13 protein-coding genes and 6 pseudogenes are annotated in these 20,699 nt (G+C 55.8%); 13 read left to right on the top strand and 6 right to left on the bottom strand.

Features of this window, described 5'->3' with window-relative positions:
* Nucleotides 1-92: 92 nt before the first annotated feature.
* Nucleotides 93-278 (bottom strand): annotated as a pseudogene (locus C484_RS22115) (multicopper oxidase domain-containing protein); the annotation flags it as partial.
* On the opposite strand from C484_RS22115, the gene C484_RS24900 reads away from it, so the two are divergent.
* Both C484_RS24900 and C484_RS07355 read left to right on the top strand, forming a co-directional pair.
* Complete coding sequence (locus tag C484_RS24900) at nucleotides 228-653, top strand: hypothetical protein (RefSeq protein ID WP_394295306.1); 426 nt, start codon at nucleotides 228-230, stop codon at nucleotides 651-653. The pseudogene C484_RS22115 and the gene C484_RS24900 sit on opposite strands and share 51 nt — an antisense overlap.
* A gap of 97 nt (nucleotides 654-750) precedes the next feature.
* Nucleotides 751-1,551: an IclR family transcriptional regulator gene (locus tag C484_RS07355; protein WP_006825316.1), complete on the top strand. Its 801-nt coding sequence runs from the start codon at nucleotides 751-753 to the stop codon at nucleotides 1,549-1,551.
* A 335-nt stretch (nucleotides 1,552-1,886) separates the two neighbouring features.
* Here C484_RS07355 and C484_RS07350 read toward each other — a convergent pair whose 3' ends face one another.
* The 3 genes from C484_RS07350 to C484_RS07340 form a co-directional block, all read right to left on the bottom strand.
* Entirely contained in the window at nucleotides 1,887-2,168 is a 282-nt protein-coding gene (locus C484_RS07350) for a hypothetical protein (protein WP_006825315.1), read from the bottom strand.
* 46 nt (nucleotides 2,169-2,214) lie between these two features.
* Nucleotides 2,215-3,549 carry a Trk system potassium transporter TrkA gene (trkA, locus tag C484_RS07345; RefSeq protein WP_006825314.1) on the bottom strand — a complete coding sequence of 445 codons (1,335 nt, stop codon included), beginning with the start codon at nucleotides 3,547-3,549 and terminating at the stop codon, nucleotides 2,215-2,217.
* A gap of 335 nt (nucleotides 3,550-3,884) precedes the next feature.
* The gene (locus tag C484_RS07340; protein WP_006825313.1) at nucleotides 3,885-5,291 is read right to left on the bottom strand and encodes a transposase; all 1,407 of its coding nucleotides are present in this window, start codon (nucleotides 5,289-5,291) and stop codon (nucleotides 3,885-3,887) included.
* Between the two features lie 155 nt (nucleotides 5,292-5,446).
* Here C484_RS07340 and C484_RS07335 point away from each other — a divergent pair, with 155 nt between their 5' ends.
* From C484_RS07335 to C484_RS07330, 3 genes are all read left to right on the top strand, one after another.
* Nucleotides 5,447-6,577: a transposase gene (locus tag C484_RS07335; protein ID WP_006825312.1), complete on the top strand. Its 1,131-nt coding sequence runs from the start codon at nucleotides 5,447-5,449 to the stop codon at nucleotides 6,575-6,577.
* 727 nt (nucleotides 6,578-7,304) lie between these two features.
* A complete protein-coding gene (locus C484_RS22870; protein ID WP_152422659.1) occupies nucleotides 7,305-7,484 on the top strand; it encodes a DUF5786 family protein in 180 nt (59 codons plus the stop codon).
* Nucleotides 7,485-8,158: 674 nt separating this feature from the next.
* Nucleotides 8,159-9,136, top strand: coding sequence for a deoxyhypusine synthase (locus C484_RS07330; RefSeq protein ID WP_006825309.1), 978 nt, complete (start codon nucleotides 8,159-8,161; stop codon nucleotides 9,134-9,136).
* Between the two features lie 1,100 nt (nucleotides 9,137-10,236).
* Here C484_RS07330 and C484_RS07320 read toward each other — a convergent pair.
* Nucleotides 10,237-11,175 carry a hypothetical protein gene (locus C484_RS07320; RefSeq protein WP_006825307.1) on the bottom strand — a complete coding sequence of 313 codons (939 nt, stop codon included), beginning with the start codon at nucleotides 11,173-11,175 and terminating at the stop codon, nucleotides 10,237-10,239.
* A 504-nt stretch (nucleotides 11,176-11,679) separates the two neighbouring features.
* Between C484_RS07320 and C484_RS07315 the strand changes: the two genes are divergently transcribed.
* The 5 genes and pseudogenes from C484_RS07315 (at nucleotide 11,680) to C484_RS07300 (ending at nucleotide 14,977) form a co-directional block, all read left to right on the top strand.
* Nucleotides 11,680-12,876, top strand: a complete 1,197-nt coding sequence (locus C484_RS07315) for an MFS transporter (RefSeq protein ID WP_083867302.1) — start codon at nucleotides 11,680-11,682, stop codon at nucleotides 12,874-12,876.
* A gap of 25 nt (nucleotides 12,877-12,901) precedes the next feature.
* Nucleotides 12,902-13,162 (top strand): annotated as a pseudogene (locus tag C484_RS24210) (catalase); the annotation flags it as partial.
* A gap of 163 nt (nucleotides 13,163-13,325) precedes the next feature.
* Nucleotides 13,326-13,894, top strand: a pseudogene (locus C484_RS22105) (IS6 family transposase); the annotation flags it as partial.
* Nucleotides 13,895-14,259: 365 nt separating this feature from the next.
* Nucleotides 14,260-14,475 (top strand): annotated as a pseudogene (locus C484_RS07305) (ISH3 family transposase); the annotation flags it as partial.
* A gap of 280 nt (nucleotides 14,476-14,755) precedes the next feature.
* Entirely contained in the window at nucleotides 14,756-14,977 is a 222-nt protein-coding gene (locus tag C484_RS07300) for a hypothetical protein (RefSeq protein ID WP_006825304.1), read from the top strand.
* 33 nt (nucleotides 14,978-15,010) lie between these two features.
* Here C484_RS07300 and C484_RS24205 read toward each other — a convergent pair.
* Nucleotides 15,011-16,384, bottom strand: a pseudogene (locus C484_RS24205) (pyridoxal phosphate-dependent decarboxylase family protein).
* A gap of 202 nt (nucleotides 16,385-16,586) precedes the next feature.
* Here C484_RS24205 and C484_RS22100 point away from each other — a divergent pair.
* The 3 genes and pseudogenes from C484_RS22100 (at nucleotide 16,587) to C484_RS07285 (ending at nucleotide 20,679) form a co-directional block, all read left to right on the top strand.
* Nucleotides 16,587-17,324, top strand: a complete 738-nt coding sequence (locus C484_RS22100; protein ID WP_006825303.1) for a uroporphyrinogen-III synthase — start codon at nucleotides 16,587-16,589, stop codon at nucleotides 17,322-17,324.
* 155 nt (nucleotides 17,325-17,479) lie between these two features.
* Nucleotides 17,480-18,689: pseudogene (locus tag C484_RS07290) on the top strand (YncE family protein).
* A gap of 1 nt (nucleotide 18,690) precedes the next feature.
* Entirely contained in the window at nucleotides 18,691-20,679 is a 1,989-nt protein-coding gene (locus tag C484_RS07285; protein ID WP_006825300.1) for a copper resistance CopC/CopD family protein, read from the top strand.
* Nucleotides 20,680-20,699 lie beyond the last annotated feature (20 nt).

The following is a 20,699-nucleotide window of genomic DNA, read 5'->3' as shown; positions in this document are numbered from 1 at the left end:
TCGAGTCTCTGTTGGCTGGTTCGAATCTGGAGGCAACGGTGAGAGACGTTCGTGTCGCCTCTTTCGTCTATTCGGGGCCGACGCCTTGCGTCCTATCCAGTACGAGTGTCAGCATCGTCTTCGCGGGGTAGAACCTCGAGCGGGCGCATCATATCATGATCTTCGTGCTCGATCATATGGCAATGCCACCCTGTCTGATCGTTGAATACCCCGTCGTACTCTCCGAAGTGGACGACAACGTGGACGACTTCGGCGGGGTTTACAGTGACCACGTCATGCTACCCGCGTTCGATGTGGCCACAGCAACATCATTATGGTTCATCCGGAATAAACTATCTATACGCCCCTCGGTAGCCGCTAGAGGCACCTCGATAACCATGACCAAAGTCCCTTCCCAGTTACAGACGTTCGATATCGCGGAAACCGACGACGTAGTGCGAGCGTATCTACAAACGGAGTGTCTGGATCACCCGACGAGAGGACCCTACATAAAATCACGAGTACTGTACGAGGGTGTCGAAGGCGAGATCGACAACCGGTTCTCTCTGGAGTTGTTCGGGTTATTCTGTGAAAGTCGACCGTACTTGGAGAAGTGGTCGAGAGGATACAACGGATCGTATCGCTATCGAATCCTACGAGAGCACCTCCGCTAACCGTGCGCTGCATACGAATTGCTGATAGGAGTGGCAGTAGTACTTAATAATCCGACTAGAGCGAATCTTTATGCATATTTAACCGGTACGAAGAGGTATGGCCAAACAGACGGCGAAAACGACGAAACGATCATTGGCCGTAATCAATACGATCCAGAAATTGGGCGGTGCAACACTCGATGAATTAACCGGTGAATTAGAGATCGCGAGAAGTACGATTCACCTTCACCTCCAGACCCTTCTCGAAGAAGGGTATCTCACGAAGGAAGGCGCGGTATATCACATCGGATTACGGTTCCTCAACCACGGCGAGTATGCACGCTCACGCAAGAAGGCGTACACACTGGCGAAGCAGACAGTAACAGAACTTTCCGACCGAATCGACGAAGAGGTCGAATTCGTCGTGGAGAACGATAATCGCGGCATTCTCGTCCACGAATCCTTCCATCCGGACAGCCACTTTCCGTCCAAGGAACGACATATATCCACCGCACCTAGCTCCGCTGGGATCTACTATTATCTCCACAGCGTTGCAACCGGCAAAGCGATTCTCGCCGAATTACCCGACGAGCGCGTCGAAGCAGTACTGGACGACAGGGGACTCCCTAGACAGACAGCACACACCATCACGGACCAAGACGATTTTATCCGCGAACTCGAGCAGATTCGCGATCGAGGCGTTGCATTCGCCGATGAAGAGTACGTCGACGGTCTCAGAGAAGTCGGGCGACGTGTGACAGGTCCTGATGGGAGCGTTCTCGGTGCAATCGCCATCATCGGCCCGAAGTATCGATTCACGGACGAACGGTACACCACCGAGTTGCCGGAGATCCTGATAGAATACGTCGACGACCTCGAGACCGAAATCAGCGATTCGTACTTGGACGATTATCGCTAAATAATCAGATCTCTCACGAGGTTTAGCAAATAATCCGAGTATGCTGTATCATTATATGCACCCCTGTTTTCGGGACGAGATGACCAATCATCATTACAGTGGTATGGATGTAATCCCAAAACCCTAAATCCGTCACCGACATTGTTCGGAAAACTCGGACTATTATATACTGTCGGACGAACACGTTGTATTCCAGGAGAACCGCCAACCGTCGTCAACCGTACTGACAGCAGTTAGGTCGGCGAAGAACCGAGTAGAACGAGAATTCTCCCTCACAGTGCGATAAGCGATACGTAGCGAGCGGGAGCACGGTATGATTCGTAGCGAACAGGTAATTACGATCCGTCTCTGTTGACTTCAACTATCGTCCCGATCATCGTCCACGCCGATTCGTCTACGCCCTTCCGTCCGACCAGAATCGATTCGTTATCCGTGCTCGTGATGAATCGATAGTCCGCGTCATCGTCCTCGCAAACACCTTCCGCCTGAAATTCCTGCTGAAAGAATTCGGCACCGGAAATATGAAATATGGCTGTCGTTCCGTCGTCAAGCGTCAACTCGACGGGGTCGGGACTGATCTGGTGTATTCGTTTCGCGGTCGGATTGAGGTCTGCCATACATACGTACTGACGGTTGCGGCCTATAAGCTGTGTTGATTCTGCGCTAGATAACCTCGATGACTTCCTCGAGTACATCTGTATCAACGAACAAAATGACGTGATCTCCCGGTCTGATTACGGTCGTTCCGCGAGGCGTCACGAGTTCACCGGAGCGAGAGATCGCACCGATAACGACTTGGTCCGGAAGGATCGCCGTAGAATCCCTGATTTCGCGATCTGCGAGAATACTTTCTTCAGTAACGACGATCTCGATCACTTCCGCACGATCGTGGTTGAGCAGTACGATCTTTTCGGTCGGAATCAGTCGGGTAAATCGAATGATCTCTTCGGCGGTTTCTTCGCGCGGATTCACGGTCACATCGACGCCGGCAGTCTCAAATAATTCGGCGTACTCGATGTCCTCGACGATAGCGATGGTTTCGCCGACCCCGAACTGACGAGTTACTAATGATACGAGTAAGTTCCGTTCGTCGTCCGGCAAAGCAGCGATGACGATATCGGCGTCTTCGATGTGTTCGCGTTCCAGAAATCCGGTGTCTGCGGGGTCTCCCTCGAGTACTGTCGTACATGGGAGTGCTTCGGCCGCAGTTCGGGCGATATCGGGATCCGGTTCGATTACTCGAGGATGATAACCGTGCTCTTCGAACAGTCGGGCTATTCGAAAGCCAATCTCGCTCGCTCCGGCGATAACGACCTCGTCGGTTGGACTTCGCGATGACAGAGAAATACGATTCGCGACGTTCGAAACGCCGCTAGCGCTTCCGATGACTACGATCCGATCGGTGGCCCGTATTACGGTTTCTCCGGTGGGAAGCACTAGCTCGTCGTCGCGGAAGATCGCTGCGACCGTGACCGATCTGTCCAGATCGATCTGGCGCACAGTTCGATTGACGAACGGACTCTCGGGGTTGACTTCGAACGCAGCCATTCGAACGAGACCGTTGGCGAACGTATCAACCTCCTGTGCAGCAGGGAGTCCTGCGATCCGAAACGTCGCTTCGGACGTCAACGAGTCCGTGCAGATCATGAAATCGACACCGAACGCGTCCGGACGGTCGTTCCACGTTTCGAAGAGCGTTCGACGTCTCACTCGAGCAATAGTGAACGCGTCGGAGACCATCGTTACGGTCGCACAGATAATGGTATTGACCTCGTCACCGTCGGTACACGCGATCACGAGATCCACCCGATCGATTTCGGCCTCGCGTAGTGTTTCGATATCTCTGCCGTCTCCGTGGATGGCGAGGACATCGTACGCGTACGCGAGTTCGTCGACGACTCGCTCGTCGCAGTCGACGACGACGACCTCGTGAAGGTCCGCGAGCGTCGCAGCGATCGCTCGTCCGACTTCACCAGCTCCGACGACCGTTATACGCATCGGACTCGTGTTCGACTGATACTTGAATGGTGACCTGAGAGCGGCATCAGTGACCGTCATTGATTTCTATGGATCATCCGACAGACCGATCGACCGACCATGTGGTCGTCTCGTCCCGGATGTGTTCAGGTATAGAGTTCGTGGACCATTATGAGTTCCGTTCGTGGACGATTCTGTTCCCGGACAGTCCCGAATTCCGGTGCAACGACGACCGAGTCGATTACTATCGGTATCGATCCACCGTTGCTTCCAGGCTAAGTGGTGAACGCTGAGTATTGACGTCCTCCACACGACTGAAGTCGTGGGATTCCTCCGTGGGCAATCCGGCCAGCAGATTACCCCGGCTGTGAACTTGCGGGTTCGCCGACGCTGGTTTGGTCAAGCGGACTCGATTGGTTCCCAAAACGGGCGGGTGTCCAATCGTGTCCGTTCCACTCCCAGTACGCCCCCTCACGACCGAGGGGTGCGTCCCCATCGCGTTCAGCAGATAGGGCGGCGGGCCGCGCCATCGGCCCAATCTCAGTTTGCAGCAGGTTCCACGCCCCTGCAACATCGCTATGCGCGTCCAACTCGCAGTCGTGACACCGAAACTCGTCGCCATCCCGAACGACATCGTCACTTCCGCACTCAGGACACTCGCTACTCGAATCGCGTTCGCTTACCTGGGTGACGCTGATTCCGACGTCTCCCAGCGTGAGTTCGATCCGATCAATCAACTGTCTGTGTGACCAGAACGCGTGTGTCTTCTCGTTCACTTCTGCCGACCAATGGGTGTCTAACACGTCGGTTAGATCGCCAACGTACACCGTGTCGACGTTCCGCTCCAACAACCAGTCTGCGGCGTGTTTCACCGCCGCATCACGGCTATGATCGCGTATCTCTCCACGTTGATCGTACACGCGTTGAATCCGTTTGCTTGTATACTGGTCGTCGGGAAGGTCTGATTGCAACTCGGCAATCAATGCGGATAGGGCCTGGTATCGTTCGAACTCTGGTCGAGCGTGATAGACTGTGGTTTCTCCGGTGGAGGTGACGATCGCGAGTGTGTTGTTCGCGCCGACGTCGATCGCGGCTGTGTACGTCGTGTTCTCGGAGTCGAGTGTGTGAGTGAAAGCATCCAGTCGCTGTTCACGTAGGTTGTCTGGCCGGATGCGAACCGGATGCTTGACACGAAGCGTGTTAGCCGCTTCATCGTAGACGAGTTCCAACCGCGAATCATCACCATCCCACTGTGGATTCCCACGGACTTCGAGTGTAACGCGCTCTTGGTAGCCGAAGTCGTATTTCTCTTCGAGGACATCACCGACGCCGAACTCGAGCGTACTCCGGTCTTCGCCCCAATCAAGGTCATAGAGGTCGTTCCGGACGAGGCCGTGTAGCTCGTAGCCGTCGTCGCGATTGCCCCAGTATCCTGGTGGGCTGGGTTTCTCCGTGACTGTTGGGTCTGAGTCGTCGTGGTATTTCTCGAGAAGGTGAAAGTGGCTCCGCCACGCCTCGCTGTTCTTGCGGGCGACTTGCTGGCACGTGGCTTTGCCAAGTATCGGTGCGTATTGATCGTAGAGATCCGTGTATTCGGCGTTCCAGACGTCACCGTCTTCGGCGAAGTATGCTTGTCGGCGTCGGTAGGTGATCTGGTTCCACAAGGGGGCGTGGGCGGCCAACCACTCGAACACGCACTGCCGATACCGCTCGGTGGTGGCTTCGGCAATGTATTCGTTTGTCCGTTGTGGCCGGTCGCTCACATGTTATATGTTGGTAGAATGGATTGTAAACGTTGGGATTGCAGGTGGGCTACGGTATTATGATTTAATTCAGCAGTGACGGATTCATCCACACGGCTAAACAGTAGTTGCTGAAGTGGCCAAGCGACGATTGTTGTCGCGGTTGTTGTCTCGATATGGTCGAGACAACCGAGGCAACGCAAGTGACTCGAGCAGCGTCGTCGCTACTATTCCCGGAGCTTGACTTCGAGATCGCTGCTAACGGCACCTATCCGAGCGAGGACTTCCAGCGAGTCCTCGCTCGGATCGCATTCGACAACGAGTTCGCCAACACTGGGGCGAAAGCCTATCAGCTCGCCCGTGGCGACGATATTGCCATTGACGCAACCGCTCGAAATCCGCTCGCACGGGCACTCCTCTACCATTTGCGTGGGCTCGACGCGGGCGCGGTCGACGACCAGTTCGACCGCGTCCGCGACGCAATCCTCGACGAAGCAGCTCGCAACCGCGTGTTTACTCGGCCAGTCGACGTCGCAATCGACGTTCACGACTGGCTCTATTACGGGGACGAAGAGACGCCTCACGTCTGTACAACGAATCCAGCGCAGGGCACCGATCGCGCGTACAAGTTCGCTACCGTCTGTATTGTCGATCCGAGCGTCCGATTCACGCTCGGATCGGTTGTCTTGGAAGGCAGCGATACCGACGAGTTGGCGGATTCACTCCGCCAACTCGTCTCAGAAGTCCGCGAGTACGTCGATATCAATCGGCTCTACCTCGATCGTGGCTTCTATCGTGTTCACCTCGCTCTAGCGCTTGAAGACCTCGACGTTGAGTTCCTGATGCGTGCGCCGCAAACACGGAAGGTACAGCAATTCATTGACGACCACGACAGCGATACGTTCATCGCAGAGTACGAGATGGCCCGATCGAATCCGCCGACGGGCCGGACGTCAGTCCGGCTCGTCGTCGTTCCGCACCGAACACGAGACGACGATCACTTCTGTCTGGTTACCAACCGCGATTTCGACGTCGACACTGACGTCGAGATCGCTCGGCCACTGGCTGAAGCATATCGCCGCCGTTGGGGGATCGAAACGTCCTACCGCAAGATTACGGAGTTTCTCCCGAGAACGTCGTCACCAACGTTCTCAGTACGGCTATTTTACTTTCTGTTCGCTGTCGCGCTGTACAATCTGTGGGTGTTGACGAATCTGCTCGTGACCCCACGTCGGGCGGTCGGGACGGATCCAGTCGTCCCGACCGCCCTGTTTCGCGCGTTTCTCGGGCAAATACCGTACGGATAGCGGTTGTCTCGACGACTGACTCGGGCTGATCAGCCCGAGTCAGTACGCCCCTCCGTACTGGCAAGACTGGGAAAACAACGGCTGACGGGAAGCTTCGGCAGCTGCTACATTCACCGATCAGCACCGAACACGGTTTCACAAACTCAGAGCCGGTGCAGAACTTCAGTCTCCGCAGCTTCCCCAATCGAATCAGCAACTACTGTAAAGCCGTGGGCTTTCTCCTGTTATCTCTGTAATAGACACAAACTCTCACAGACGGTCGGGCCGCCGTCATCCAAACCGAAGACACGACAGCTTCCGATCTCGTCTCAGAGGCTCTCAAATGGGGGCTGATACCGTCTGATAGATTGTTGACCAGCCAATCGTGTAGCTCGAGTGAGTCAGCCACCGTGACTGGGTCACACGCTCATTCGATAGCACGAGAGAACTATTCGATATAGCTGGATTATTATATTGAAGTACTGATTCAGAAATCATATCTCTGGATACGGCGCTCCCACAATTTGTATAATACTCTGGATTTTGTATGGAAATATCGATGCCAGCACTGTAGTTACAGGCGTACGGTTGTAACGACGATTGAATGGGAAACAAACGCGGACAACTGAATCCAATTATGTTGTACTATTAAGAGTGGAGTTATCAAAACCCTCCTGCAGTGTCTGTACCGCTGCTCTGCCGGTGACCGATACCTTGATTACGACTCCTCACGAACGTTCGTATTCACATGGGAATGGGTAACTATGACCAGCGTGAGTACGAACGTCGCGAACGGACAATCTCCGAAATTGAGTCCGACTCGGACGACCAGCCGAACGAGTATCAAGGTAAAATAACGTTCGACGACGGCAGTTCAACCAGCGAACTCCTCGAGAACCTCCAGAAAATCAAATCAAACGAATCGTGATAGAGGTAGAGAATAAACCAGACCAAACGATTTATCTCGATCCGACAGCTACGGCGCTCTCGATCGATATTGTACATGGCGCTCGACGAGGTCCTTAGCGGCGACCAGCTCACAGGCCGACAAGCCGCGACGATCTTCTTCGCATGGCTAACACTAGTGTTACTAGCTGGAATTACTCTCCTACTGATTACGAGTATGACCATTGGATAGATGTTCGAATCCGATCACATGATTCAGGACGCCTCGCCTCTCACTTTCACCGAACTGTGACGTTCGATGAGCATCCTCAAGGTGCTGGCCCCCATCAGTAGGTGAACCGAGACTCCAGCCGGTAGTTCGCTCTCCAGACACCGACGAGATGTGAGCGAATACACGAACACCCTATCAACGAGCAGCTGAACCGACCCGATCTGTACATTCGCTGGGGTCAGCTCCCTCGAAGTCGTTCGGCGATGCTGACCAGGGACAGCGAGTAGTGGACCGTCGCCGCGATAATCTCGAGCATCCCGTCGAAAATTGCAAGAGATGATCATGTGGCAAAACGCGCATTATCGAGGTCGAGGACGCTACGATGCCGGATACGGATTCGATCCGTTCACGATGGACATGGCCGTATCGGGAAGCGAGCGATCCATCTCGAGACATTCAAATCAGGCGTCGTGTTAAGGAATCGTATGGAGAAAGACGACTCTCGTGAGCATGTTGTTCCGGATAGTGACGACGAACTACCCACGGCGGACGTCCACGGATACGATTTCCGTGGCACGTTCGACTTTCACGACCTTATTGCGTCCTATGAGACGACGGGATTCCAGGCGACACAACTCTCCAAGGCCGTCGATATTGCCGAGCGAATGCAAGAAGAGGAGGCAACGATCTACCTCACGTTCACCTCGAATATTATTTCCTCGGGATTGCGTGAAGTCGTTGCGTATCTGGTCCGCGAAGGGTACGTCGACGTACTTATCACTACGTCCGGGTCGCTCACGGAGGACGTTATCAAGACGGAAAAACCGTTCAAAATGGGCGAGTGGGACGCTGACGAAGCGACACTCCGCGACCGAGGGATCAACCGTCTCGGGAATATTTTCGTTCCGTCCGATCGGTACGTGTGGCTCGAGGAGTACCTCTACGACTTCTTCGACGACTTTTTTGCGGACGAAAAAGTGCGCACGCCGACAGCCTTCGCACGAGAACTGGGAGAGACGCTTGACGACGCAGATTCTGTCTTGAAACAGGCTGCGGACAACGATGTCCCCGTCTACTGCCCGGCACTGACAGACTCCGAAGTCGGTAACTTCCTCTATTATTACCGGCAAGGATACGATCCGGAGGTCGGGATCGAAATCTTGGACGACTATGACTCGCTCATCGAGGACGGGTTGCTCGCGGATACGACGGGGTTGATAGCTGTCGGTGGCGGTGTGCCAAAACACCACGCGATCATGACGAATCTGTTCCGCGGCGGTGCAGACTACGTTGTCTACATTTCTACGGGGATGGAAGGAGACGGGTCTCTCTCGGGAGCGCCGCCGAACGAAGCGGTGTCGTGGGGGAAGATCAAAGACGAGCAAACGAACTACACGCAAGTCGAGGCCGAAGCAACGCTCGTGTTCCCGCTGTTAGTTGCGAGTGCGTTCACGGATCGATAGCCGCACAGTCAGCGCCCGATTCGAACCTCTCGCTTTGGTTGGCATCACCGTTCGTTTCAGAATCTTTAGCCGATCATATCGGTACAGTGGTCCGATTACGTTCTCGAGCAGGACTTGGGGGAGACACTTCAGCGACTCATCTGGCTTTCATTATCCCCATATGGACTGCCGCTGTGAGTCCCGTGTTATCTCGGCGGGATCGATATGTAGATAGAGGAAGTTTACGTGGGAGGCAGCCTCGTAACCGGCAACTATATGCGACGTGACATAGTACGTTGAACTAGGATTCGACTCGCTACACCGATAGTGATGTATCCGTCATGAGTGCACTCAGGTTGCTATTCTGGACAGGAGTACTTATCACGGCTCACCTTTTATTCTACAGTTCGATATCCACGGAGAAATCTGCGATCAACCTGGCTTTGCACGCGACCATAGCCATCTTTTGTATGTTGGCTATTCTATCGTCCGTCTTCGACTCTATTACGGGTTACTGGTCGTATTTCTGGATGGTGGCCCTGTTTTCCATGATGAGTTCACCGTTGGTATACGGGCTAGTCTTTAGATACAAGTCGTATTGAAATATCAATAACGAGTAATATAGTTCGGTCCAGTACTGGAACAATGTTACGTAAAGAGGGCGCCGATTCTGTTCGCTCGAGAGGGGTGACACCCTCTGTGGTAAGTACAGGAACGTACTTACCACTGGGTATCGTTTAGCGGGAGTATATCCCCGGATAACGGTTCGAAGAAGGACGCGGGTTCCGGCTTGGATTCGGAGTGGTTTTTGGTATTGTATTGGATGAGTTAGCGATGGGAATCGCTCTGGGGCTACTAGTGAGAATTGCTATCGATGAAAGATGGTCTCGGTGAATAACATAGCCCTCCTAGGTGATGTGCGTTTGATACAGGCGAAGGTGTTACCGCTGCAACTGCGAGCGAACAAAGTGATCGAGGGGACAAGGAAGTCTTCGAAGCCGATTCAGCCGTGCGGCTGAAGGGGTAGCGCCATGCTTTTCACCGACGTTTTGCTGAGAGACGGCTCCTCGCGCCCGCAGCGCAAACGTTCGGTTTTAAAAGGAGATCGTCTCCTGGTTTCGTCACCGTCGGTAGCGGGCGAAGGCGAGCACTAATAGCACGATGGCTGCGGCGACTACTCCGAACCCGGGCGTCTCGTCAGCAGCTTCTGTCTCGCTCTCGTTTTCGGAGTCCACTTCGGTTTCACTCTCAGTGGACTCGACATCCTCGCTAGCTTCGACGTAGCCCTCCGCCACGTCAAGCTGGAGCACGGCGACGACCTGGCCGTGTAACCGCTCATGTTCCTCGCTCCGATAGGTCCAGTTACCGCCGACCTCCTCGTACGATTCGGCATCGGCTATCGGATCGACGCTGGTGTTCCAGTCGTTGTTTGGCTGTTCGACGTACCCGACGAGTTCGATGTTGTCAGCGTGATCGCCTTCGACCTGCACCTCACCGTACTCGACAGTGGCGCCCTCCGGGTGTCCGTGGAACTCGATGCAGTGGGAGTCCATGTAGCCATCTCCCTGCGGGAGATCCGGACTCGTCCCGAACTGATCGGCGTCGAGCGGCCACTCGTAGTTGTCGGTCAGTGGATACTCCACAGTCATCGGATCTGCGTGGTCGTGCCACGTGAGCGTCTCGCCGGTCGGGATCGTCACCGTCGTGTTCGGGACGCTCTCGCCGACGACCGGCTCGCCCGCCTCGTTGAGCAGCGTGACGCAGATCTTGCCGGAGCCGTCGCCGAGGTACGGCGTGCGGTACCCGTCGCGGGGGTTCGTGTAGCTGATCCAGTTATCGTTCGGGTCGGCCGCCTCGAAGAACGGATCGCCCGATTCCGGGGCCGCTTGATCGTAGGCTGGTTCGGAGACGTTTGCCTCGGGCAGTGCAGCGGCCGCGTCGTCGGACTGAGATGCGGCGACGCTCACGACGGCGGCCGGAATGGCACCAGTGATGAGGACGGTACAGAGGCCGACCACGAGGATGGCGCGTGTGGAGGTCAGGGGAAACACACCGGTCATACGTATCACCGATCGATGGCCGTTCTATGGCTCGTAGGAGAGGGGATAGTTGGGTGCATAGCGAACAGACGCTCGATCAGCCAACCGTCTGTATCAGGACGGGCACGTGACCAGTCTCGGATCGTTTTGACAGATTGTCTAGTTTGATTTGATGACTGTATCGATACAGTACTGATCATCTGGTCGAACTCTCGAGATCGTCCCTATATAGTATGTACAGTCTACTCGATGGTATACAGGGTGTACTCCGAGATCCTGTTTGCACGTACTGAACCCGAGGCGACGGCCGACCGGGACGTGTCGCTCACGCCGAATCAGTTCGAGAGTTAGATCGGTAGCTGCGCACACACTGATAACGACATCGACCGGACGCTCGAGGCGTATCAGACTGCCCACTCGAGGTCGAATCGACTGCCTGTCCAGCGGTATCCCCGTTCCACGATAACGGACCCCGTATCGCTATTCGGTGGTGTTTAGACGCACGACTTTCTAGGGACACTATCTATGAGATCTCGCCTCTCTAGCCCCCGTACAGATACTCAGCGATCACGGACGGTCCTCGTGATCTTTGCGAGTACGCTCGTGAGTGTGATGGGCGTCTCTCTCATCAGTCCAGCACTACCGACGATTCAGGCAGCGTGGAATATTTCGCCGAGTCAAGCGAGTCTCCTCATCTCGGCATTTACCTTGCCCGGCGTCGTATTCACGCCCTTCGTCGGCCTCATCGCTGACCGGATTGGTCGAAAGCGCGTGCTGGTCCCTTCGTTGTTCTTGTTTGGCGTAAGTGGCAGCGCAGTCGTATTTGTCGACGGGTTCACGACGATTCTCGGTCTCCGCGTCGTGCAGGGAACAGCCGGAAGTGCCATCATGAGTCTCACTGTGACGTTGCTCGGTGACCTGTTTTCGGGAGAACGACAGAGTCAGCTTATCGGTTTCAACGCAGCGATCATCGCCATCGGTGCAGCGGGCTATCCCCTCCTCGGCGGTGGCCTAGCGCAGCTCTCGTGGACCGTCCCGTTCGTCTGCTTCGGAATCGGAATCGTCGTCGCCGTCGTTGGCTCTGCAGTTCTCACCGAACCTGCGAGTAGTGTGAACTCGACCGGAATCTCGTACATCACTAACGCAGTTCGAGCGGTACCAACACGGGCGGCCCTCGGGTTGTACGTCGCCATCTTCGGCATTTTCTTCATCCTCTACGGCGCACAGCTCACAGTTGTACCGTTCATTCTCGATGAGTCCTACGGCCTCTCTTCCGGTGCGATTGGACTCTTGCTCGGGCTCCCGGCGGTAACGATGGGGATGACGTCCTCGCAGTCGTCCCGTCTCATTCGCCATCTCTCGCCGCCGCGGCTCATCACGCTCGGATTCGTGACCTACGGTGTCGGTATGTCACTTGCTGCGATCACCAGTTCGATCCCAGTTCTAGTAGGTGCGCTATTTCTCTTCGGTATCGGTCAGGGGTTCGCGGAACCAATTACCGATACGGCGCTGAATAGGCTCGCACCCGATGCGTTCCGCGGTGGAGTTATGAGTATCCGAACGAGCGTTCTGCAGTTCGGGACGACCCTCGGCCCGCCAGTATTCGTCGCTATCGCCTCGATCGTCGGCTACGCCGATACCCTCCTCATCGCCGGTATCGCAGCCCTCGCCTTCGGCGTCTCTGGGTACGGTTTTCTAACACTCTCGAGACAGAGTCGGTGACCTCCTCGCCTACTCGTTCACCCCCGAGATCTCCCATATGTTGATGTGGCTACTGTCCGATCGGGCATTACCTCATGCCTACTGCATGATACAGGGCTTCGGTGTGCATACGTCTCGATTCATCAATGACGATGGCGAATCGCGGTTCGTGAAGCTCTACTGGCTTCCCAAGCTGGGCACCTACTCATGTGAGACGAGACGACGAAGCTGTGTAGTGTCCGGTAGACACTCACCAGAAGCCAGCAGTCACACCGGCCGCGATAGTTCCAAGCAGAAAGACTGCTAATAGACTAAGAGTAGTACTGATACGGCACCGTCTAGTGGCGTTCCAAAGCTGAACTGATAGGTGAAACCGGACGAATGCCATCGGTTTCACTCATCAGTCGACGCTTGGAACGGTACTAGTTAGCGCGGTTTGAGAAGTGAGCAGGTCGTAGAGTTGGTTTGGAATGATGCTCACAGACCTGCTCAGCGAGAGCTACGCGGCGGAATTTGATGAATGTTGGGAGCGTGAGCGGACGGTTGTTCGCTTCGGGAGACACAGGCGATTCTTCGCTCACTCGGCGTTGAACGCTCTCATCAAGCAATCTGGCACTGGGTACATCGGCTGGCTGACAGCGTGCCAGACCCGCCGACGGCCAAGCCGTCGCGGGTCGCGGTTGATGAAACCGCTGTCAGGATTAACGGCGACCGATCTTGGATGTATGCTGCAATAGACCTTGACACGAAACTCATTCTCGATGTCGCGCTCTTTGGACGGCGAGGCACCGATCCAGCTGCTGCGTTTCTGCATGGACTCACCGAGAAACACGATCTCTCCGAGGCCGAGTTTCTCGTCGATGGTGCTGGATACCTGACTGCCCTCCACCGATTAGGATTGAGCGGTCACCTCGACTACATCGATCGAAACCACATCGAAAAGTGGTTTCACCCGCTCAAAATGAGGATCGACCGCTTCCATAACTCGTGGGTTGGCAGCCTGGCCAGCGCCAGAGAATGGCTTGAACAGTTTGTCCACGTACTTATCACGGCTTACCTTTTATTCTACAATTCGATATCCACGGAGAAATCTGCGATCAACCTGGCTTTGCACGCTATCATAGCCATCTTTTGTATGTCGGCTATTCTATCGTCCGTCTTCGACTTTATTACGTGTTACTGGTCGTATTTCTGGATGGTTGCCCTGTTTTCCGTGATGAGTTCACCGTTGGTATACGGACTAGTTTTCAAATACAAATTATGTTGAAACATCAATAATAGATAGTATAGTTCGACCCAATACTGGAACAATGTTCAGTATTTCACAAAGCAGCTTAGTTAAAACGTCTGCTTGTTGAGGATGTGCACTCCAAACAGCAAGCAGACAGTGAAATCCACGAGTACCGGCTGTTGTACGTCGTGGTGAGTCTGCTGTTACAGAGCGTTTGGCAGTATCTGCATTGGGAATACATGGCAATGTCCCGCCGTGGCGGGCGTCGCCTCTGGTTCTGGTCGTGCAAGGAGATCGTCAAGATGCTGTGCCGGAAAGCATGGACGGCTCGACGCACCGCCAGGGCCGTCCCTGCAAATCGGCCACCGGACGATCGGTTCCACCGCTAACGTCCGACCGAGCCAGCATTCCTACGAGTGGCAATGCCGTTGCGTCGGCGGCTTACCGCCGCCGACAGTGACGACTCTGCTCGATCTTCGGTCAGAACTCCCGTCAATCACTACCGGTCAGGATGAAACTGCGGCTTCAGCCCGAGTGATCAGAGACGCTTTGTGAGATACTGAGTTTGTGGTTTCAGAGTGGATGGAGATAAATTCTCTAAGAGCAGAACCTTGTGAGGGACTATATATAACCCGTAACTTTTTCCTTTCCTAATTATAAGAAAGTACCATGCCATTGCAAGAGTATTTTCACTCCGATATCCGATTCTATTATGCAGTTGGGGGGTTCATTATTGCGGTCTATCTTGTAGGGATCATCGGAATAACAATCGTGAACCCCACCAGTCTCGATGGAAGAACTTTAATCCCGCTCACCGGCGGCTTCTTCCTGTTTATGTTTGTTTATTTCATATCGATAAGCGTACAGCTTCTTGAAGAGAAGGAGCTCTGATCTCCATGTATTTTTCGCAGGAGGATTATAGAATTATTCCTCGGCAGTGATTTCGTTGATCCCCTCTTTTAAATCCTCTACGCAATGGATAATGTGTTCTTCGTGGGTTCGAAAAGAGAGTACACTAATACGGATTGTGAACCGATCATTCAATGTCGTTCCCGATAGGTGGACACGACCTCGACGATTGATCGCTTCAAGTAGTTCCTGATTGAGTTTATCGAGTTCTTCTCCCTCCACACCTGGCGGATTGAGGCGTAATGCAAGTGTAGAAAGTTGTGGCTCTGCTACTACGCGAACGTGATCGATGTTTTTAATCTCGGCCGTAGCTATGCGCGCGAGTTCGAGTTTCTCCCCGAGATTCGTCCGGAACGGCTCGATACTGTGCATTTTCAACGGTAACCAAACACGCAGCCCACGGAAATCACGGCTGAGCTCTGGACTGAGATGGCTGAAATCGACGAACTCGGAGTCAGGATCCCAATCTGGAATATAGTCTGCATCGATTGCGTGAGTTCGAGTCAACGACTGCCCGTCCCGAACCAATAACGCACCAGTGCCGTAAGGGAGAAATAGCCCTTTGTGAGTGTCTAAGGTGACCGAATCGCATCGTTCAATTCCTGCCAGTTGCTTGCGCCCCTTCTCGGTAAGCGTAAAGAAGCCGCCGCAAGCTCCGTCAGCGTGAAGCCACATATCCTCCCGGTTACAGATCTCTGCAAGCGCATCGAGATCCTCGACTGCCCCTGTATTAGTCGTCCCTGCGCTACCGACGACGAGAAACGAGCGTTTTCCAGCAGCTCGGTCTTCCTCTACCATCTCTTCGAGGGTATCCACTTCAATTCGATAGTCTTCATCGGTTGAGACTGAACGGACGTCTTCTGCGGGAAATCGGCTAATACTGCGGCTTTGGCTACCGAGTGGTAGGACTGATCGCTTGTGTAAATTGTGCCGTCAAGAAACGCCTCTGACAGACTTTCGCGTCGCAGTGATTGTCGCAATGAGATTGGCTATTGACCCTCCTGTCGTAAGGAGTCCGAACGCCTCTTCCGGGTAACCGGTAATCTCACAGAACCACTCTACTACGTTCGCTTCGATACGGGCTAGTGCCGGTGCAGTTAGCCAAGCACCGACGTATCTATTGACCGGATTCGAAATCAAGTCCGTAACTGCAGCATGGAAGAGCCCACTGCCGGGAATGTAAGCGAGGTACCCCGGGTGGGCAGTATTTACGGAACAGGGAATAGCATCTTCGAAGAGGAACTCTAACAGTTCTTCAAAGGAAGTTGGTTCCTCAGGTAACGGCTCTTGTATCTGTTTCGCCAATTCAGCACTTTTCTCGGTATCAGCAGCTGGTTGATCCGGTAGACTCTCCAAGTGGTCCCAAATGCGATTCGTTGTCTCTTTCATCATTTGGGACCGGTCCTCTGGAGAGAGCTCTAGCACATTGTCGGAAGAATTCATACGATTCAGATGTCGATCGTATCTATATTAAAGTCTACTACTCTTTGTCTGAGGAGACGGCTCTTTTTTAGCAGGAGTGCGGTTGAATCGTCAAGATTGGGAGTTCATTCTCGATACACACAAGTTCGGCATTAGCTAACCTACTAGTATGACCCGACCAACAGTAGCTGTCCTCCGTCCAGACGACAACCGAATCGCCGAAGCGGTCAGGTATCTCCGGTCGCTTAATGTATCACCGGTCCCAGATCCGATGCTTACGATAGAACCGACCGGTCAGAGCCCATGGCACGCAGATTACTGTATTTTCACGAGCAAAACCGGTGTTGACCTGGCTGCTGCAGATGGATGGGAACAACGGGAAACCATAGTTTGTGCCGTGGGGGATCAGACTGCGACTGCGTTACGCAACCACGGATATTCGGTCGGTGTCGTTCCGTCGTCGTTCTCGTCTACAGGCCTCGTCGACGAGTTATCTGCTGATATCGACGGGAAAACCGTCGAACTCGCACGAAGTGCGCACGGCAGCAACGTATTGATTGAGGGGCTAAATGCAGCGGGTGCAGTCGTTCACGAAACGCACTTGTATCACCTGCGACGACCAGAGACTGCTGGTCACTCGCTTTCACACGCTGTAGACGGTGAATTGGATGGGATCCTGTTTACATCGCCGAAGACAGTCGATCATTTCTTCCAGATTGCGTCCGAATATGACGCTGTCGCTGCACTACAACATGAGTTAGAGGAAACAGTGGTCGGTGCGATTGGAGGCCCGACAGAGCGTGCCGTTCTCGAAAACGGGAGTACTGTCAATGTCGTACCGGATACAGTCAGTTTTACCCGACTTGTTGAGGTTACTGTCGATCAGATTCAGAGGGTCCAGCAGTGAATTTACTTCGTCTTCCATCGGTCTAATATCCATAAATAATTAGATGGTGTAATTATTTAATTAACTAACACTCGTGATCGGATACTGACAACTGACTGAACTAGGTTCGAAAATCATACCACAATCACGATTACCCTGGCGACAGTCTCCCCGATATGGACCGAGCCACCGACCGGCGACAGTTTGTACAGGTACTGAGCGGCGGCCTCGCGATCGGCCTCGCTGGCTGTCTCGGCGGCGACGAGGATGAGACTGAAGAGAATGGAGAGAACAGCGAGAATGGAACCGACGCTGAGGGGAGTGCCGGACTCGCCTACGCGTTCGGCCCGGAGACGATCGGCCTAGACGATCGGCCTGATCGATCCGGGCGAGGGCGAGGTTGTCGACGAGATCACCGACGGCGTCGAGGGCTACGCATACGGTGACGCGGTCGTGACGAACGATGGGAGCCAGCTCTTCGTCATCGAGACGTCGGCCTCCCAAGTACTTGTGATCGATATCGAGACCCGTGAAATTACTGCCGAGGTCCCGATGGGCCCCGCCGGTACCCACATGTACCACCCGAATGACGAGGAGATGTGGGCTCACTCAGACGCCGAGGGAACGTTCTATGTCATCGATACGACGGACCACGAGATCGTCGAGACCGTCGAAGCCGGCCTCGGCGCCGAGGGTCACGGCAAGCTTCTCTATCACGAAGACTTCGGCTCGACGGGGTATGCGACGAACGTCAACGACCCAGCGGCGCACGTCATCGACATGGACGCCTACGAACGAATCGACTCCATCGAACTCGGCGACGAGGGCGGCACCCACTACAAGGGCTATAGCCCGCAGACCAGCCTTGCCTATTTCGAGCGCTCGGGCGGTGTCGGCACGACCGCCGTGGTCGACATCGAGTCCAACGAGGTCGTCGACGAACTCGATCTCGCTGGCGGGATGTATCTCACGCCCGACGAGCAACTGCTGGGGAACATCGGAGAGGAGGAGATTCGCTTCCTCGACGCGACGAGCGAGGACAGCGATGAAGTCGGCACCGTCGGCGTCGAGGGCGGCCCCGACGCCCTCGAGTACTACGAAGCTGACGGTACGCTATACGGATTCACCGCAAACACGATGAGTCCCGACGCGACCGTCGTCGACGTTGACGAACTTGAGGTAGTCGATCGAATCGACGCAGGCGAGATCGAACGCCCAGAAGACGCGCATAGCCTCCACCGGTCCGGCGTCTCGGGCGACGGCTACTTCTTCACGCCCGCAAGCGCCGACGGCACCGTCGCGGTGATCGACATGGCGGACCGTGAGCTGATCGAGCACGTTCCTGTCGAGGACGGCGTCGACACCGTTCAGTACATCCCCGAATAGCATGAGTTGGGACGAATCGCTCGAACACGCTTTTGCGAGTCGACGTCGGCTGTGGCTATTCGCAATACTCGCGGTCGTAGTCGTCGTCTTGGCGAGCGTTGCGACGCCGGTTGCGGCCCACGCCTACCTGAGCGATTCAGATCCCGCCAACGGCGAACAGGTCGAGGCACTTCCCCAAGAGGTAACGCTCACCTTCTCCGGCGACGGAGTTCAAACCGCTGATGTCACCGTCAGCGGTCCTGACGGCGATGATGTCAGCAGCGACGCCACGGTTGACTCCGACGACCCTCAGCTCGTACGCACGCCCCTCGAGAGTGCCACCGACGGCGAAGCGGCCGAGGGGATGTACAGCGTAAAGTGGGAGATTCTCGCCGACGACGGCCATACGGTGACCGGGTCGTTCGTCTTCAGCGTCGGCGACGAACCGCTCGACCGGGATGCCGTCCTCGAGGCATACGCGGACGACGAGCCAGACGAAGGCGTACCGCCCGGTGAGACCGCCGCCAAGGGACTATTGCTGGTCGCGCTCGTCGGTCTCGTCGGTGGTCCAATTACGGCCGGAGTCGCCGTCTACCCGATTGCCGATCGTGTCGGCTCGTCGATGCGGTCGGTCGACCGACGACTGAAGCGGCTGCTCACCGTTGCAAGTGCGTTGCTGTTCGTCTCCGTCTCCGCACTCGGGCTCGCTCGAGCAACGGCGCTGGGATCGCTCTCGACGGCGACTGTCCTCGAGTTCGCCGGCATGCCCCTCGGCCGAGCGTGGCTGGTTCAGCTTGGCCTCGCTGCCGCCGTGCTGGCCCTCTTCGGGGCCGCCGTCGCCGGTGGCATTCCTCGACGCATCTGGCTCGGCGGCTCGCTGGTCGGAGCGATCGGGGTCGGTGCGGCCGTCAGCTGGAGTAGCCACTCGGCCACTGCGATCAATCGCCTGCAGGGGGCGATCCTTGACTTCGCGCACGTCGCCAGCGCGGGGCTGTGGGTCGGCGGCCTAGTCGTCCTCGCCCTGGTCGTCCCGCTCCTGCTCCGTGAGACGGCACCCGCCGACCGAACGACCGTTGCCGCGAGTGCGATCCGACGTTACTCGCTGCTGGCGCTCGCCGGCGTGACCCTCGCGGTCGCGACGGGGCTCGGTCTCGCCTCCTGGCACGTCCCGTCCCTCGCGGCGCTCGGCGAGAGCGTCTACGGCGCCACCCTCTCGACGAAGACGCTGCTGGTCCTGCTAGGGCTCGGCCTGGGAGGATTCACCAGGATCGTCCTCCTCCGGCGACTCGAGTCGCCCGACGACGCGGATTGCGACGGATTCGTCGGCAGAGTGCTGGGCGGCGCCGGGACGCGGATCCGCGACGACGGCGGTCAGCCCGACGACGGCGCGATCACCGCCTTCACCCGCGCTGTTCGATTCGAGGTTGCGATCCTCGTCCTGGTCGTCCTCCTCTCGGGACTGCTCACCTCTGTCCCGACGGCAGCCGTTGTCGGCGGTGACGACGGTCCCGGAACGGCGACTATCGAGCGCGAGGACGACGTTGATATCGAACTGATGGCGACGCCCGCCGACCGTGACGCGAACGACGAGCGACTCCGCCTCCAGCAAGGGGAACCGGTCGTCCTCGAGGTCGCGTTCACAGACGGCGACGACTACCTCGAGTCAGAACGGACCGTCCGGTTGCTTGCCGAGAGTGAGGCCGGTGACAGGTTCCAGGTCGAACTCGACGAGACCGAAGACGGCACCTATGCGACCGTTCAGACGCTGCCATCGGACGGTGACTGGGAGCTCCGCATCACCGGTGAGCCCGACAGCGAGTTCGTCGCCCAGACGGTCGGCGCTCACGTGGAATCCGATGCCAGCACCCACGACCACGATGAAACGGACCACAGTAGTGACGGCGACGACTCGCTGTTCACTACACTGCTTCAGTTCGGGGCCGTCGCGGTCGGGGTGGTTGGCTCAGTCGCAGTCGCCATCGAGGCGACACAGTTCCGGAAACGGTCGTAGCCACTGCCGGTCGATGATCA

The sequence above is a fragment of the Natrialba taiwanensis DSM 12281 genome, from assembly GCF_000337595.1.
GTDB classification, from domain to species: domain Archaea; phylum Halobacteriota; class Halobacteria; order Halobacteriales; family Natrialbaceae; genus Natrialba; species Natrialba taiwanensis.
This window is presented reverse-complemented; position numbering and strand designations above follow the sequence as displayed.